General features: G+C 71.6%; 10 protein-coding genes and 1 pseudogene. 5 read left to right on the top strand and 6 right to left on the bottom strand.

Going from position 1 to position 14,815, the window contains the following annotated elements:
* Nucleotides 1–222: 222 nt before the first annotated feature.
* The 3 genes from ABJI51_RS25345 to ABJI51_RS25335 are packed head-to-tail and all read right to left on the bottom strand — an operon-like array spanning nucleotide 223 to nucleotide 3,133.
* On the bottom strand, nucleotides 223–849 hold the full coding sequence (locus ABJI51_RS25345) for a TetR/AcrR family transcriptional regulator (RefSeq protein WP_348953902.1): 627 nt from the start codon (nucleotides 847–849) through the stop codon (nucleotides 223–225).
* 24 nt (nucleotides 850–873) lie between these two features.
* Nucleotides 874–2,445: an alkaline phosphatase D family protein gene (locus ABJI51_RS25340; protein ID WP_348953901.1), complete on the bottom strand. Its 1,572-nt coding sequence runs from the start codon at nucleotides 2,443–2,445 to the stop codon at nucleotides 874–876.
* A 31-nt stretch (nucleotides 2,446–2,476) separates the two neighbouring features.
* Nucleotides 2,477–3,133 (bottom strand): hypothetical protein, encoded by a 657-nt coding sequence (locus ABJI51_RS25335; RefSeq protein WP_348953900.1) that lies wholly within the window; start codon nucleotides 3,131–3,133, stop codon nucleotides 2,477–2,479.
* A gap of 111 nt (nucleotides 3,134–3,244) precedes the next feature.
* Between ABJI51_RS25335 and ABJI51_RS25330 the strand changes: the two genes are divergently transcribed.
* The 3 genes from ABJI51_RS25330 to ABJI51_RS25320 all read left to right on the top strand — a co-directional run bounded on the left by ABJI51_RS25330 (nucleotide 3,245) and on the right by ABJI51_RS25320 (nucleotide 9,090).
* The gene (locus ABJI51_RS25330; RefSeq protein WP_348953899.1) at nucleotides 3,245–6,199 is read left to right on the top strand and encodes an AfsR/SARP family transcriptional regulator; all 2,955 of its coding nucleotides are present in this window, start codon (nucleotides 3,245–3,247) and stop codon (nucleotides 6,197–6,199) included.
* 196 nt (nucleotides 6,200–6,395) lie between these two features.
* Nucleotides 6,396–7,622, top strand: a complete 1,227-nt coding sequence (locus ABJI51_RS25325; RefSeq protein ID WP_348953898.1) for a DUF8814 domain-containing protein — start codon at nucleotides 6,396–6,398, stop codon at nucleotides 7,620–7,622.
* Nucleotides 7,623–7,869: 247 nt separating this feature from the next.
* The gene (locus ABJI51_RS25320; RefSeq protein WP_348953897.1) at nucleotides 7,870–9,090 is read left to right on the top strand and encodes a glucuronyl hydrolase; all 1,221 of its coding nucleotides are present in this window, start codon (nucleotides 7,870–7,872) and stop codon (nucleotides 9,088–9,090) included.
* 3 nt (nucleotides 9,091–9,093) lie between these two features.
* On the opposite strand, the pseudogene ABJI51_RS25315 reads toward ABJI51_RS25320, so the two are convergent.
* A pseudogene (locus tag ABJI51_RS25315) lies at nucleotides 9,094–9,551 on the bottom strand (DUF4396 domain-containing protein).
* A 256-nt stretch (nucleotides 9,552–9,807) separates the two neighbouring features.
* Here ABJI51_RS25315 and ABJI51_RS25310 point away from each other — a divergent pair.
* Nucleotides 9,808–10,824, top strand: a complete 1,017-nt coding sequence (locus ABJI51_RS25310; RefSeq protein WP_348953896.1) for an autoinducer 2 ABC transporter substrate-binding protein — start codon at nucleotides 9,808–9,810, stop codon at nucleotides 10,822–10,824.
* Nucleotides 10,825–10,828: 4 nt separating this feature from the next.
* On the opposite strand, the gene ABJI51_RS25305 is transcribed toward ABJI51_RS25310, so the two are convergent.
* Both ABJI51_RS25305 and ABJI51_RS25300 read right to left on the bottom strand, forming a co-directional pair.
* The gene (locus tag ABJI51_RS25305; RefSeq protein ID WP_348953895.1) at nucleotides 10,829–12,064 is read right to left on the bottom strand and encodes a DUF6923 family protein; all 1,236 of its coding nucleotides are present in this window, start codon (nucleotides 12,062–12,064) and stop codon (nucleotides 10,829–10,831) included.
* Nucleotides 12,061–12,828, bottom strand: a complete 768-nt coding sequence (locus tag ABJI51_RS25300; protein ID WP_348953894.1) for a bestrophin-like domain — start codon at nucleotides 12,826–12,828, stop codon at nucleotides 12,061–12,063. Before ABJI51_RS25300 ends, ABJI51_RS25305 begins: the two co-directional genes overlap by 4 nt.
* 412 nt (nucleotides 12,829–13,240) lie before the next feature.
* Between ABJI51_RS25300 and ABJI51_RS25295 the strand changes: the two genes are divergently transcribed.
* Nucleotides 13,241–14,656, top strand: a complete 1,416-nt coding sequence (locus ABJI51_RS25295) for a family 2B encapsulin nanocompartment shell protein (protein WP_348953893.1) — start codon at nucleotides 13,241–13,243, stop codon at nucleotides 14,654–14,656.
* Nucleotides 14,657–14,815: the final 159 nt, after the last annotated feature.

Here is a 14,815-nt window from a genome sequence, read left to right as displayed (position 1 = left end):
TTGTCATGGAGTGGAATCGAACATGACGGCGGAACAGCCAGATTACGAGTATCCCCAATGCATTGTCAAGATCACGGGGACCCGCGCCACCCCCAGCGGGGCGCGGGTCCCCGTGTCGAGCGGGGGTGTCCATTGAGGACTCCCGAAGTCTACCTGCACGAGGCCCGGGAGCCCCGTGCGTTTTTCATGGTCCACACCGTGAATCCGGCACGACCGGGACGGTCAGGCGAACCCTACTCCGGACGCCAGCAGCGTGAACGCCCGTTCGGCCGCCGCGACGGCCTCCGAAAGCCGCCGCGCGGCGGGCACGCCCTCGGCGACCGCGGCCATGTTCGCCGTGGCCAGCGTCCGGCGGACGGCCACGATCTGCGCCGCGGCGAGGCTCGCGTCCAGCGGGCCGACACCGGCCTCGGTCAGCGCCGCGGCCAGCGCCACCTCGCCCGCGCCGACGAACTCCGCCAGCCGCGCCGCCAGCGTCGGCGTCCCGGTGACCAGCCGGAACACCGCGAGGACGGCGGGCTCGTCACACAGGCCGGTCACCGGTTCCCGCGCCTGGAGCCCCCGCAGGAACGCCTCCCGCAGGGCCGCCAGGGGCCCCTGCCCGGCGGGCCGGGCGCGGACGACGTCCGCCGCGTCGGTCTCGTGGTCGGCGAACCGGTGCAGCACCAGGTCCTCCTTGGCCGGGAAGTAGGCGAAGAGCGTCCGCTTGGACACCTCCGCCTCCCGCGCCACCTCGGCGACGCCGACGGCGTCGAACCCGCGTTCCAGGAAGAGCCGGATCGCCGCCGCCGAGATCGCCGCCCGCGTGCGGAGCTTCTTGCGCTCCCGCAGACCTGGTTCGTCGTTCACCTGACGCAGCGTAACGTCCGGGGCTCAGGCCTTCTGCAAACCCGCCTTGCCCGCTTGCACCACGTAACTGACGTCGTTCTTGATCACCACCGACGCGGGGTCGTACACGCTGACGTCGGAGGTCGTCATGAAGTCCGCCCGCATCTGCGACGGCGTGGTCGTGACGCGGACGTACCCGCGCTCGCCCTTGCAGTACTTGACGTGCGGGTTGTTGGCGTACCAGGCCGCACTCGGTGCCGACGCGTTGTCGCTGTTGCTCGTCACCGACGTCGTGACCAGCTCCGAGCCGATGACCGGGGCGCTGTGGTCGAAGTAGTCGAGCCGCAGGTCGGCGGCCCAGTGCCGGTGGACGTCGCCGGTGAGCACGACCGGGTTGGCGACCTTGCGGTCCACCCAGCCCTGCTGGATGCGGTTGCGGGAGGCCTCGTAGCCCTGCCACGCGTCGGGGCTTTCGCAGGTGGCCTTGTTGCCGTCGCCGTCCCGGGTGGCGAAGAAGACCTGCTGGCCGAGGAAGTCCCAGGTGGCCGGGTGCGATTCGAACTGCTTGAGCAGCCACGCCTCTTCCGTGCTGCCGAGGATGCTGCGCGAGGTGCTGCGCATGTCGGTGCAGGCCGGGCCCGCGTCGCCGGACGGGTCGGCGACCTGCGCGCTGCGGTACTGGCGCGTGTCGAGCATGTGGAAGCGGGCCAGGTTGCCCCAGGTGAACTGACGGTAGAGCTGGATCGACGCGCCGTTCGGCTTGGCCGTCGAGCGGATCGGGGTGTTCTCGTAGAAGGCCTGGAACCCGGCTGCCTTTCGGGCCGCCGACGCGGGCGAGGTGGTGCCGTTCCAGTTGTTCATGACCTCGTGGTCGTCGAAGACGACGATCCAGGGCGCGATCGCGTGCGCGGCCTGCAGGTCGGCGTCGGTCTTGTGCTGCGCGTGGCGGGCGCGGTACTGCGCGAGCGTCGTGACGTCCTCGGAGAAGGCAAGGCTGCGCGGATTGCGCTCCTGCGCGGTGCGGCCGGACTTCTTCTCGTAGATGTAGTCGCCCAGGAACAGCACCAGGTCCGGGTCGTCGGCCACGATGCCCTTGTACGCGTGGAAGTAGCCCTCCTCCCAGTGCTGGCAGGAGCTGAAGCAGTACTTGAGCTGGTTGACCGCGGCGCCGGCGGCGGGCGCGGTGCGCGTCCGCCCGACCGGCGAGATGTAACCGCCCGCCTTGAAGCGGTAGAAGTACTCGCGCGCGGGCTGCAGCCCGGCCGGTTCGATGTGGACACTGTGCGCGGACGCGCGGTCCGCGCTCACCGAGCCGCTCTGCACGATCGAGCTGAACGCCTGGTCGTTCGCGATTTCCCAGTCGACGGCGTACGTCGCGTCCGGCATGCCGCCGAAGCCGTCCGGGCTCAGCGGCGCCGGCGCGAGTCTCGTCCACAGCACGACACTGTCGGGCAGCGGATCGCCGGAGGCGACGCCGAGCTGGAAGGGGTCGTGGATGGTCGGGGCGGCGACCGCGGTGCGCGCGTTCGCCCACGACGGCAGTGCCGCCGAAGCCGCGGTGGCGGTGACCGCGGCGAGCCCGCCGAGGAGCACCTTGCGCCTGCTGACCTGGCCCATGGGGGAAGCCTTTCGTTCGGAGGGGACGCGGTCAGGCCGCGAAGTCGGTGATGCCGTCACTGCAGGACTTCAGGTCCGGCTTGCCGGTCGTGTAGTTCGCGACGCAGACCTTGTAGAAGACCCAGCCGCCGCGCGGGACGCTCACGGCTTTGTCCACAGAGGACCCTTCGCCGCCGGAGTTCCAGACGTAGAACGGCCCGGCGCCGCCCTTGAGCCAGTAGGCGACCACGGCCGAGTAGCCGTCCGCGTTCTTGTCGTAGACCAGGAAGTGCGAGTCCGACGCGCGGTACTGCGCCTCGCCTGCGCAGGCGTCGGCGCACTGGCCACTGCCCGAGCCGACGCCGCAGTCGGGCGCGACCCGCGTGTCCTGTCCGGTGTAGACGTAGGTGTCCGAAATGTACCCGCCGAGCGCGGGCACGTAGTCCCACAGCGTGCCCGTGCCGTAGGGCCCGGTCACCGACGCGCCGTTGATCTGGCAGTCGATGGTCACGGCGGCGCCGTTCGCGACGGTCCGGACGGCCGTGGCACTCGTGGTGGGCGCGCGGCGGACGTTGAGCGGGTCACCCGCGGTCTTCACGGTCCCGGTCGCCGCGGCCGACGCCTCCAGCGCGCCGCCGACCACGAGCGTGCCGACCGCCGTCAGGATCACCCCTAAGCCGGCGATACGCCGGAGATTCGAACGCTTCATGGCGGCAGCGTGACGCCGGGCCGTACACGTCCCGTACAAAGCCACCCGTGTGGGCCCGGACACTCCGAATGGATCTATCGCCCGAGGTCGGAGCGGCCCTAGCATCCGGATATGGGGGAACTCATCGGGCAGGTTGAGACCACCTCGCTGACCATCCGCGTCCTCGGACCCCTGGAGGTCACCGCCGCCGGGCAGGTGATCGCCCTCGGCGGCCCGAAGCCCCGGCTGCTGCTGGCCGCACTGGCCCTGCAGCCGAACGTCGTCGTGTCGACCGACGTGCTGGTGGAAGTGCTGTGGCCGGAATCGGCGCCGCGGTCGGCCGCGGCGAACATCCGCACGTATGTCCATTCCCTCCGAAGACGCTTCGCCGAAATCCACCCCGGCCTGGGCGAGCGGATCAGCAGCCGGGCCTCCGGCTACCTGCTGACCGCGGCGCCGGACGAACTCGACCACCTGGACTTCGCCGCACTCGCCGCCGAAGCGCAGGAGACGCTCGACCGCGGCGAAGCCGAGACCGCCCTCAAGCTCCTCGACCGGGCCGACGCGCTGTGGCGCGGCGAAGTCCTCGAAGGGCTGCCGCACGACCACAGCTGGGGCGCCACCGTCGCCCGGCTCGCCGAACTCCGCCTTTCCGTGCAGGAACAGCGCCTGCGCGCGCGGATCGGCCTCGGCCGCAGCGGCGAGGCCATCGCCGAGCTGCGCGGCCTGGTCACCGAGCACCCGCTGCGCGAAGAGCTCTGGGCGCAGCTGATCGTCGCGCTGCGTGCCGCCGGCCGCACCGGCGACGCGATCGAGGCGTACGAAGCCGCCGAGCGCGTCCTGCGCGAAGAACTCGACGCCGAACCGGGCGCCCGGCTGCGCGAACTGCGTGCGACGCTGGTGCCGGAAAGCGTGGCCGCGCCGCGCCCGGCCGACGTCGCGCCGGTCTGCCAGCTGCCGCTCGACCTGCCGGACTTCACCGGCCGCGACGCCGTGCTCCGCGAAGTCGTCACCCTGGTCCGCGAGCGCGCGGACGCGGGCACGCCCGCCGTGGTCGTGCTCTCCGGCGCGCCCGGCGTCGGCAAGTCGTCGCTCGCGGTCCGGATCGCGCACGCGGTCCGCGAGGATTTCCCCGACGGCCAGCTGCACGTCGACCTGGCAGGCACGTCGTCGTCGCCGCGGGCGCCGATGAACGTGCTCGCCGAGCTGCTGCGCACGCTGGGCATCCCCGACGCGGGCCTGCCGCGCGAGCCTGCCGAGCGGTCGGCGCTGCTGCGGTCGCGGCTGGCCGGGCGGCGGATGTGCATCGTGCTCGACGACGCCGGCAGCGCCGCCCAGGTGCGGCCGCTGCTGCCCGGCGCCGGGGCCTGCGCGGTGCTGGTGACCAGCCGGATCCGGCTGCCGGGACTGCCCGGTGCCACGCCGGTCGACGTCGACCTGCTGCCCGAGGCCGAGGCCGCGCGCCTGCTGGAGGGCATCGTCGGGGCCGAGCGGGTGGCCGCCGAGCCGGAGAGCGCGGCGGCGATCCTGCGCCAGTGCGGGCACCTGCCGCTGGCCATCCGGGTGGCCGGGGCGAAGCTGACCCACCGGCCGGGCTGGACGCTGCGGCTGCTGGCCGGACGGCTGCACGACGAGCACCGGCGCCTCGACGAGCTGCGCGTCGGCGACCTGGCCGTCCGGGCGAGCGTGACGCTGTCCTACGACCTGCTGCCGATGTCGGCGGCGACCGCGTTCCGCGGGCTCGGGCTGCTCGGGCCGGTCCAGTTCCCCGGCTGGGCGGTGGCGGCCGTGCTGGGCCGCCGCGAGGCCGACGACGTCCTCGACGTGCTGGTCGACGGCCACCTCGTCGAGCTGGTCGGCTCCGACCCGGCCGGGCAGCCGCGCTACCGGCTGCACGACCTGCTGCGCGTGTATGCGGTCGAGCTGGCCGAGCAGAGCGACGCGGCGAAGACGCGCGCGGGGCTTCGCCGGGTCCTCGAGGGGTACCTGGCGCTCGCGCTGGAAGCCGCGCGCCGCATGCCGCTGCACTTCTTCGGCATGTACTACGACGAGGAGCTGCCGCGGCCGGCGCTGCCCGCCGACGTGCTTCCCGCCGACCCGGCGGCGTGGTTCGCCGCCGAGCGGCACACCACGGTCGCGGCGGTGTCGCTGGCGGCCGAGCACGGGTTCGACGACCTGTGCTGGCAGCTGGCGTCGGCGCTGACGCCGTACTTCGACCTGCGCGGCCCCCAGGACGACTGGTACAGCACCCACGTGCTGGCGCTGGCGGCGGCGCGGCGGACCGGCTCGCTGCGCGCACAGGCGATCGTCCAGCGCAACCTCGGGCAGTATCTGCTCTACCAGGACGAGTACGTCGAGTCGCGGGTGGCGTTCGAGGAGTCGAAGAAGCTGTTCGAGCAGGTCGGCGACGCGCAGGGGGTCGGCGTCGCGCTGACCGGGCTCGCGACGTTCCTGCGCATCGAAGGCGAGGACGACCTCGCCCTCGACCACTGCCACGAGGCACTCAAGCTGTTCGCCGAAGCCGGCGACCCGCACGGCGAAGCGGTGGCCCGCCTCGGCGCGGGCGCGGTGTGGATGTCCCGCGGCTGCTACGCGGCGGCGAAGCGCTGGTTCACCGACGCACTGGAGCTGTCGGCGGAGATCGGCGACCGCCACCGCGAAGCCCACGCGTTCAAGCGGCTGGGCCTGCTGTTCCAGCACCAGGGCAACCTGGCGGCGGCCCGCGAGCACGTGGACCGCGCAATCGCGATCTTCACCGACCTCGGCGACGACCACTGCGTGGGCTACGCCAACCAGAACCTCGGCGAGCTGTGCCTGCACAGCGGCGACTTCGCGCACGCGCAGCTGCTGCTGGTCAACTCCCTGGCGGTCCACCGCCGCAACGGCGACCGGCGCTCGGAGGCCGAAGTGTCGCAGCTGCTGGGCGAGCTGCACCGGGCGCTGTCCCAGCCGGAGCGGTCCCGGGACTATTCGGAGCGCGCGCTGGCGTTGTGGCGCGAGCTGTCGAACCGGCCCCAGCCCGCTTCCGCCGCCTCCACCGCCTCGACCGCCTCGGCTGCCGAGCCGCCGCACATCGTTTCCGCCTGACCCGTTTCCGCTCGACCCTCACGGCTCGCGAGACCCCAAGCGCCCCAATGTGGCCTTCGGTGCGCTCAACGCACCCAAGGTGCCCTTCAGCGCGCTCCGGCACAAGACCGCGGTGATCTCCTTGTACGGATCGTGTACGCCGTCCGGTCAGTCTTTCGCCACGTTCGAGTGAACAGGTGCGAAGGGAGAACCGGGGATGATCCGGAGTTGGAAGGCCGGCCGCGTGACCGCGGCGGTTCTGGCCGCGGGGGCGGTGACGGCGCTGGCCGGAGCCCCCGCCCAGGCTGCGTCCGCGCCGTCGGGCAGCGCGAGCTGGACCGCCGATTTGTCCACTGTGGACACAGATGACGTCAACGTCGCCGCCGCGGGCGGGGCGCTGACGCTGGCCGACGCCGCCTGGCACAGAACCGCGCGGGTCTTCGCCGGCAGTGAGGGCAGCCTCGTCACCGCCGAGCACCGGCTCGGCTCGCCCGCGAACCGCGTCAGCGCGGAACTGAACGCCGACGCTCCCAAGGGAACTTCGGTCGACGTCGACGTCCGCGGCCGGACCGGCGCGAACGACTGGACCGAGTGGACGCCCGCCGGCACGACGCTGAAGAGCGCCGTCAGCTCCGTGCAGGTGCGCATCAGCCTGCACAGCACCACCGACGGCGTGCGCCCGGCCGTCAAGAGCGTCACACTGAACGCCGACAGCGCCCCGCAGGCCAGCGCGCTGGCCGCCGGGACCGAGCTGACCTACAAGGTCTACGGCACCCGCGAAGGCCTGACCGGCGGGACCACCGCCAACGGCCACGTCATCACCAGCCGCGACCACTTCGTCGCGCTGCCGTCCGGCAAGGCACTGGCGCCCAAGGGCACCGGCAACTACTCCGTGCGTGTCTGCCGCACCGACGGCAGCAAGTGCGAGTACGCGCCGGTGTGGGACGTCGGCCCGTGGAACGAGCAGGACGACTACTGGAACCCGGCGTCGGTGCGGACCAAGTTCAAGGACCTGCCGCAGGGCCAGCCCGAGGCGTACGCCGCGTACTACAACGGCTACAACGGCGGCAAGAGCGGCCTCGGCTACAAGGTGCAGAACCCGGCGGGCATCGACCTGGCCGACGGCGTCTTCTGGGACGGGCTCGGCATGTCGGACAACGGCAACGTCAACGTCACCTACCTGTGGACCGGCTCCGGCCCGACCGGTGTCGTCAGCACCGCCGGCGACCCGATGAACGTCCGGGCGAGCGCCAGCACCACGGCCGCCATCAAGGGGCTCGCGGCGAACTACGCCAAGGTGAACATCGAGTGCTACGTCGAGGGTGACACCGTCACCGGCAAGTTCGGCACCAGCAACATCTGGGACCGGATCGGCCCCGGCCACTACGTGTCGGACACCTACCTGCAGACGGGCTCGGACCTGCCGGTCGCCCCGCACTGCTGAGTTCCCGGCTCGAGCGAGCCACGATCGTCGCGTGGTTGACTGCCCTCACCCCCGCGATACAAGCGAAGGCCCGGTGTCCCCCGCCGGGCCTTCGCCCTTTTCGAGCCGGGCCGCGGTCGTGAATGGTAATTCGCGTCAAATGTTCCGCCCATCGGGACCTGAATTCACAACCGTGAACAAGGTGTACATTCGCGGCACCACTGTGCAAAACTCGGGACATTCGCCTCCCACGGAAACGGCGGTCCCTGTGCACGTCACCCGGAGAACCCTGCTGACCACCGCGGCCGGTGCCGCGGTGGCCGTGAGCACCAGCGCTTCCCCTGCCGCAGCCGAGGTTTCCGGCGCGGCGACGCTCGGGACCCTGCGCCGGGCCGCCGACTACGCGGTGGCCAAGCTGCGCGCGGTGGCGCCCGGCGTCACCGGGTTCCCGGTCGGCACGAAGTTCGAGAAATGGACCTATTCGCAGAACGGCGACTGGGTCGGCGGATTCTGGCCCGGCCAGTTGTGGCTGGCGTGGCTGTACAGCGGCGAAGAGCAATTCAAAACCCTCGCGCTGGCGTCCGCGGAGAAACTCGCGCCGCGCCGGACGGACACGGGCACGCACGACCTCGGGTTCCTCTTCTACCCGTCGTGGGTGACGGCGTGGCGGCTCACCGGCGACCCGAAGTGGCGTGACGGCGCGATCCAGGCGGCGTCGTCGCTGATCAAGCGCTACAACCCGGCGGGGCGGTTCATCCGCGCCTGGGGCGCGCTCGACGACCCGAAGAACGCGGGCCGGGTCATCATGGACACGATCATGAACCTCGACCTGCTGGCCTTCGCGAGCCGGGAGACGGCGGACCCGCGGTACCTGGACATCGCGGTCGCGCACGCGAAGACGGCCCAGCGGAACTTCCTGCGCCCGGACGGGTCGACGCCGCACGTCTTCGACTTCGACCCGGTCACCGGCGCCCCGCTCGGGCCGAACACGGTGCAGGGCTACAGCCCGGCGTCGTGCTGGTCGCGCGGGCAGGCGTGGGGCATCTACGGGTTCACCACGATCCACCGGCGCACCGGCGACCCGGAGTTCCTGGCCACCGCCCGCCGGCTCGCGGACTTCGCGCTGGACCGGCTGACGCCCGACCACGTCCCGGTGTGGGACTACCTGGCCCCGCAGGCACCGGACGACGTCAAGGACGCCTCCGCCGGGGTGATCACCGCGTGCGGCCTGCTGGACCTGGCCGAGCTGACCCACCACCGCCGGTACCGGGACAGCGCACTGCGCATCCTCACCGCGGTGTCCCGGACGTGCCTGACGGCGAAGTCGGCACGGGCGGAGGCGAGCGTCGCGCGCTGCACCCGCAACCGCCCGGCCGAGGACGGCGTCGAGGTGTCCCTGCCGTATGCCGACTACTACCTGCTGGAAGGCATCCTGCGGGTCCTCGACCGGAGCAAGGTCGACCAGGCCATCGACCTGTCGAGCGTCTAGCGGTCAGTGATGGTGGTGGTGCGCGTGCACCTTGGCGTGGCCGAGGCCGCGCCCGATCATCCACTTGTTGACGGGCACCGTGACGACGAAGGCGATCGCCAGCGAGAGCGCCAGTGCCACCCAGAACAGGACGCTGGCCAGCCCCGCGTCCATGGCCCCCGGGTCGCCACGACCACGGTGTTGTCGATCAGCTCCATGACGGCGATCGACACGGTGTCCGCGGCCAGCGCGACCTTGAACGCGGCCCCGAGCGCCAGCCCCGACTTCAGCACGCCCCGCATGGTCAGGCCGTAGCCGAAGACGAAGGCCAGCGCGATCGACAGGACCACAGTGGCCGCGTTGTGCAGGCCGAACGCCGTGCCCAGCACCATGCCGAGCACCTCACCGATGGCGCAGCCGGTCAGGCAGTGCAGAGTCGCCTGGATCGCCGTCGCCCACGAAGCCCCGTGCTGTTCGTTCATGACTCGGACTATACCCCCTGGGGGTACCACGCGCCTGTTCCGCGCGTCACACCCCGTTTCGCAGCGTCGGATCGATGTCACGCGTGGTAGCGAACACCGCCGACCAGGGGATCTTCCGGTCAAGACCGCCGAGACAGAACTCACTTCCGTAACCCTTTGCGCACATCCCGTTGACCACAGTTACCCGGACCCCTACGTTCGCCCTTGGTCTCCACCGTGCGTAGACCGATCGAACGTGCCTGAGGAATGGGTGGGGATGCGAAGGCCGACGAAGACCTTCCGGCTGGTCGTGACACTGCTGCTGGGAGCGGTGCTGGCACTCGGGGGCTGCTCGGACCAGCTGGGCAGCACATCCGCGCCGGCGCCGACCCGGATCGCGTTCGTGCCCAAGGTCGTGGGGATCCCGTACTTCGAGGCGATGAACACCGGCGGCGTCGAAGCGGCGAAGCAGCTCGGCGTGGAGTGGCGGCTCACCGGCCCGGCGACCGTCGACCCGGCCGCGCAGGTGACGATCCTGCGTGACCTGATCCGGCAGAAGGTCGACGTCATCGTCGTGGCGCCCAACGACCCCGCCGCGCTCGCGGAGGTGATCGCCGAGGCCAGGGCCAAGGGCATCCACGTGATCACCTCGGACACCGACGCGCCGGGCACCCAGCGTGAGGTGTTCGTCAACCAGGCCAGCGCCCAGGGCATCGGCACCGCGCTCGTCGACGCGCTGATGGCGAAGACCGGCGGCGCCGGCCAGTACGCGATCGTCTCCTGCGGCCCGGCCGCGGCGAACCTCAACACGTGGATCGCGGTCCAGAAGGAGTACGCGGCCCGGCGGTACCCGAAGGCCGAGCTCGTCGAAACCGTGTACGCGGGCGAAGACCGCGAGACGGCGGCGAACCTGGCCAAGGAGCTGATGGCCCGCCACCCCGGCCTCACCGGCCTGATCGGCGAGTGCACGACGTCGGCGCCCGGAGTGGCCGAGGCCGTGCGGGACCTGCAGAAGATCGGCCGGGTGTTCACCGTCGGCGTCGGCACACCGCAGGCGATCAAGCCGTTCCTGCTCGACGGCTCGTGCTCGCAGTCGGTGCTGTGGAACGTCGAGTCGCTGGGCTACCTGACGGCGTGGACGGCCAAGCAGGTGGCCGACGGCAAGCCGCTGGGCCCGGTCAACAAGGTGAGCCTGGAGCTGCCCGCGGTGAAGTACGACGCCGCGTCGAAGACCATCCTGCTCGGCGACCCGCTGCTCATCACCGCCGACAACGTCGACCAGTTCAAGTACTGACGCTTCAGCGGTGCCGCCGCACGTGGGCGACCGCCGCTCCCCCGCCGAGCACGAGGATCAGCGCCGTCACGCCCCAGCGGCGTTTCGCCTCCGTCGTCAGCCCGGTGCCCGTGGCCACCGAAACCGGCTTGTCCGGCGTCCGCGCGTGCCGTGACGGCGACGGGTGCGTCGCGCCCGGCACCGTCGGCGGTACCACGACCGGCTGCTGCGCGCCCGGCGACGTCGGGGACGTCGACGGGGACGTCGGCTGCCCGGCCGATGACGGCGGCAGCTGCGTGCCCGGCAGCGGAGACTGCGGCGCCGGGAAAGGCCCGTCACCCCGCGGCGGCGGGTTCGGCGGCGGGTTCGGCGGCGGGTTCGGCGGCGGTTCCTGGGGCGGCGGAGGCGGCGGGGCGGGCACGCCGGGGTAGCACCCGGCGGCGTCACTGCTCGCCAGCGCCGGTCCGGCCGACACCGCCTCGGGCTGCCCCGAGCCGTCGCGCGGAAGGCGGTAGGTGACGCTCCGGCCGCCGTCGTGGTTGGCCGTCGCGTAGATCGTGTCCGCCGTGAGCGCGACCGAGCCGTACGAGCCGCCCTCGGGGAACCGCAGGCCCGGGACCACCTCGACCCTGCCGCTGCCCGGGTCGAGCGTGACCACCGAGTTCCCGCCGCGGGATGACGCCGAGACGCCGTAGAGCAGCCCGTCCGCCGGGTCGTAGGCGAAGTCGTCGACGCCGATCGCGAGCGAGACCGGCCGCAACGCCGTCCGGTGCACCACGCGCAGGTAGTCCGCGCTCGCCGGGTCGGTGTCCACTGTGTACAGATCGCCGTCCTGCCGCACGTACCAGCGGGTGCCCGCGATAGTCCCGGCCGTCGCGCCGGTGACCAGGCTCCACACGGAGTGCCGCGCGCCGGCCCGGCCGATCACGCCGAGGTCGGTGACCTCGCCGTCCGCGTCGATCCGCACCGCGTGCGCACCGTGGTAACGGCCGCCGCGGGTGCCGTCGGCGACGCCGTAGACCACGCCCTGCCCGGCCGAGTACCCCATCGCGTTGATCCAGAAGGCGGTCCGGGTCACCCGCTGCGTCACGCCGTCCGGCAGGGAGAGCAGCCGCAACGTCGTCGGGCCGCCGTCGCGCTCGGTCTCCGCCTGCAGGATCGTGCAGCCCGCGGCCTGCGCCGTGGCAGCGGGCGGGAGCCACACCGACAGCACCGCGGCGACGCCGAGCACCGCGGCCCAGCGGGCCGGGGTGCCGGTCAAGCCAGCCTGGCCAGCGCCGAGCCGAACGCGTCGGGGGCCACGCTCACCCCGCCGCTGAACGGGTTCTGCAGCTGGTAGATCGCGAACAGCAGCAACGTGATCGTGCCGGCCAGGGTGGACACGATGACGATGTGCGCGGCGAGCCGGGTGCCGCCGAAGAGGTTGGGCAGCAGGACGGCGGTGATCAGGCTGCCGAGGATCAGCGCGAACCACACGACCGTGCCGACCCCGCCGGCACCGGAGTGGGCCAGCCGCTGCTGGCGGGCCTGGTAGACCGACCACAGCTGGTTGCTCGCCTCGGTCTTGCGGTCCACCTCCCAGTCACCGTCGGCCGGTGCGGCCGCCACCACCCGGCGCAGCTGGTCGAGCTGGGTCGCGCCGGTGGCGGGCACCGGGCCGCCGTCGGCCAGGCGCGGCCACTCCTGCTCCTGGACCGTCCGCGCGTAGTCGGCCGCGAGGCGGTGCACCTGGTCCTTGGTGTCGCCGGGCAGCGCGTCGGCCGCCCAGCTCGCCGCGACGAGGCTGTCCGCTTCGGTCTGCGCGTTCTGGCTCACCGCGCCCACCGAGTCGTACAGCGAGATGAGCACGAAGGCGACGAGGACCGCGTGCAGCCCGCCGACGATGGTGAACACCTGGCCCGCCGCGTCGTTGTTGCCCGCCCTGCCCTCGTCGGCCCGGCCGAACCGGCGGACCAGGTAGGCGATCACGCCGCCGGCGCAGGCCGCACCCACCACCCAGAGCCCGCCGGCCACGAAGATGTTCATCCATGTCCTTTCGCCGCGAAGTGCCGCCGTCGGGCATTCCGCCGCCGGGGACCGCTCAAGTTAGTCATCAATTTCACCGCCCACAACCGCGAATACCGAATTCATCCGAGTGGCCGTACACCCGGCACCCCTGTCGCCGATTCGGCCCAGCTATTACACATGTCCACCCGTTCTCTCCACACCGCAGGCGACCGGGTATTCCGCCACCGAGCTGCCATCTTCACGACCGGGTGACGGCCAGAAACAGGCCGTGACCGGTTTTGGTGTAAATGATCAAGTAACGAAACGGAGATTATCCCGGTAACCCGATCGTGTCATTGTGCGGCCGAGCGCGGTTGCTAGGTTGAATTCGCGGGGGTCGTGAAACCGCGTAAATTCCAGTGCCGAAGCGAACGATGGGGTGGTTTTCGCTGTGACTGTCACCGACCCGGTGGACTCCGTGAACGTGGACGAGCAGGAGCCGCTGAGCCTGAGCCGGGCCGCGGCCCGGACGCTGGCCACGACGACGAAGTCCGTCCCGCAGATGCAGGGCATTTCCTCCCGGTGGCTGCTGAAGCTGCTGCCCTGGGTGGAGGTTTCCGGTGGCGCGTACCGGGTGAACCGGCGGCTGAGCTACGCGGTCGGCGACGGCCGCGTCACGTTCACCACCACCGGCGCCCAGGTCCGGGTGATCCCGCCGGAACTCGGCGAACTGGCGCCGCTGCGCGGATTCGACGACGAAGAGGTCCTCACCGAGCTGGCGGACCGGTTCACCCAGCACGAATACGAGCCGGGCGACGCGCTCGTCGAGTTCGGCAGCCAGGCCGACCAGGTCTTCCTCATCGCCCACGGCAAGGTCACCAAGGTCGGCACCGGCGCCTACGGCGACCAGGTCGTGCTCGGCACGCTCGCCGACGGCGACCACTTCGGCGAAGCCGCGCTCGTCGACGGCGACGGGATCTGGGAGTTCACCGCCAAGGCCGTCACCGCGTGTACCGTGCTTTCCTTGCCCCGCCGCGACTTCGAAGAAATCGTGTCCCGTTCGGATGCCCTGCGCGAGCACCTCGACGCGTACGTGGCGCTGGGTTCGGCGGCCAGCAACGAGCACGGCGAGGCGGAGATCGCGCTGGCCTCGGGCCACGACGGCGAGCCGGTGCTGCCCGGCACGTTCGTCGACTACGAGGCCCGGCCGCGCGAGTACGAGCTGTCCGTGGCGCAGACGGTGCTGCGGGTCCACTCCCGCGTCGCCGACCTCTACAACCAGCCGATGAACCAGATCGAGCAGCAGCTGCGGCTGACCGTGGAAGCGTTGCGGGAGCGGCAGGAACACGAGCTGATCAACAACACCGACTTCGGGCTGCTGCACAACGCCGACTTCGCGCAGCGCATCCCGACCCGCACCGGCCCGCCGACCCCGGACGACCTCGACGAGCTGCTTTCCCTGGTGTGGAAGGATCCCGGCTTCTTCCTCGCCCACCCGAAGACGATCGCGGCGTTCGGGCGCGAGTGCACGAAGGCCGGCGTCTACCCCGACGCCGTCGACCTCGGCGGGCACCACGTCCCGGCGTGGCGTGGCGTGCCGATCCTGCCGTGCAACAAGATCCCGGTCTCGGAGACGCGGACCAGTTCGATCCTGCTGATGCGTACCGGCGAAGAGGCACAGGGCGTGGTCGGGCTGCACCAGACCGGGCTGCCGGACGAGTACCAGCCGGGGCTGAACGTGCGGTTCATGGGGATCAGCGAGCAGGCGATCATCTCCTACCTGGTGTCCGCGTACTACTCCGCCGCCGTGCTGGTGCCGGACGCGCTGGCCGTGCTGGAGGCCGCCGAGCTCGGCCGGGAGGGGTAGTGCCCGAGCCGGTCACCCCGCCCCGGAAGCCGGAACCACCCGGGCGTCCGCCCGCCCTGCCCGCGTCGGCCTTCGGGCCGACCGGGCTCGGCACGGCCGCCGCCCGGGTCGTCCCCAAGCCCGCGGGCACCCGTCCCCCTGAGCCTCCCGAACCCGATC

The organism is Amycolatopsis melonis, from assembly GCF_040064235.1.
Lineage (GTDB): Bacteria > Actinomycetota > Actinomycetes > Mycobacteriales > Pseudonocardiaceae > Amycolatopsis > Amycolatopsis melonis.
The sequence above is the reverse complement of the archived record's forward strand: the minus strand, read 5'-3'. Positions and strand labels throughout refer to the sequence as shown.

Coding starts and splice junctions, on each gene's coding strand:
- ABJI51_RS25310 (WP_348953896.1), top strand. CDS start 9,808: ATGCGAAGGCCGACGAAGACCTTCCGGCTGGTCGTGACACTGCTGCTG.
- ABJI51_RS25340 (WP_348953901.1), bottom strand. CDS start 2,445: ATGGGCCAGGTCAGCAGGCGCAAGGTGCTCCTCGGCGGGCTCGCCGCG.
- ABJI51_RS25300 (WP_348953894.1), bottom strand. CDS start 12,828: ATGAACATCTTCGTGGCCGGCGGGCTCTGGGTGGTGGGTGCGGCCTGC.
- ABJI51_RS25335 (WP_348953900.1), bottom strand. CDS start 3,133: ATGAAGCGTTCGAATCTCCGGCGTATCGCCGGCTTAGGGGTGATCCTG.
- ABJI51_RS25330 (WP_348953899.1), top strand. CDS start 3,245: ATGGGGGAACTCATCGGGCAGGTTGAGACCACCTCGCTGACCATCCGC.
- ABJI51_RS25325 (WP_348953898.1), top strand. CDS start 6,396: ATGATCCGGAGTTGGAAGGCCGGCCGCGTGACCGCGGCGGTTCTGGCC.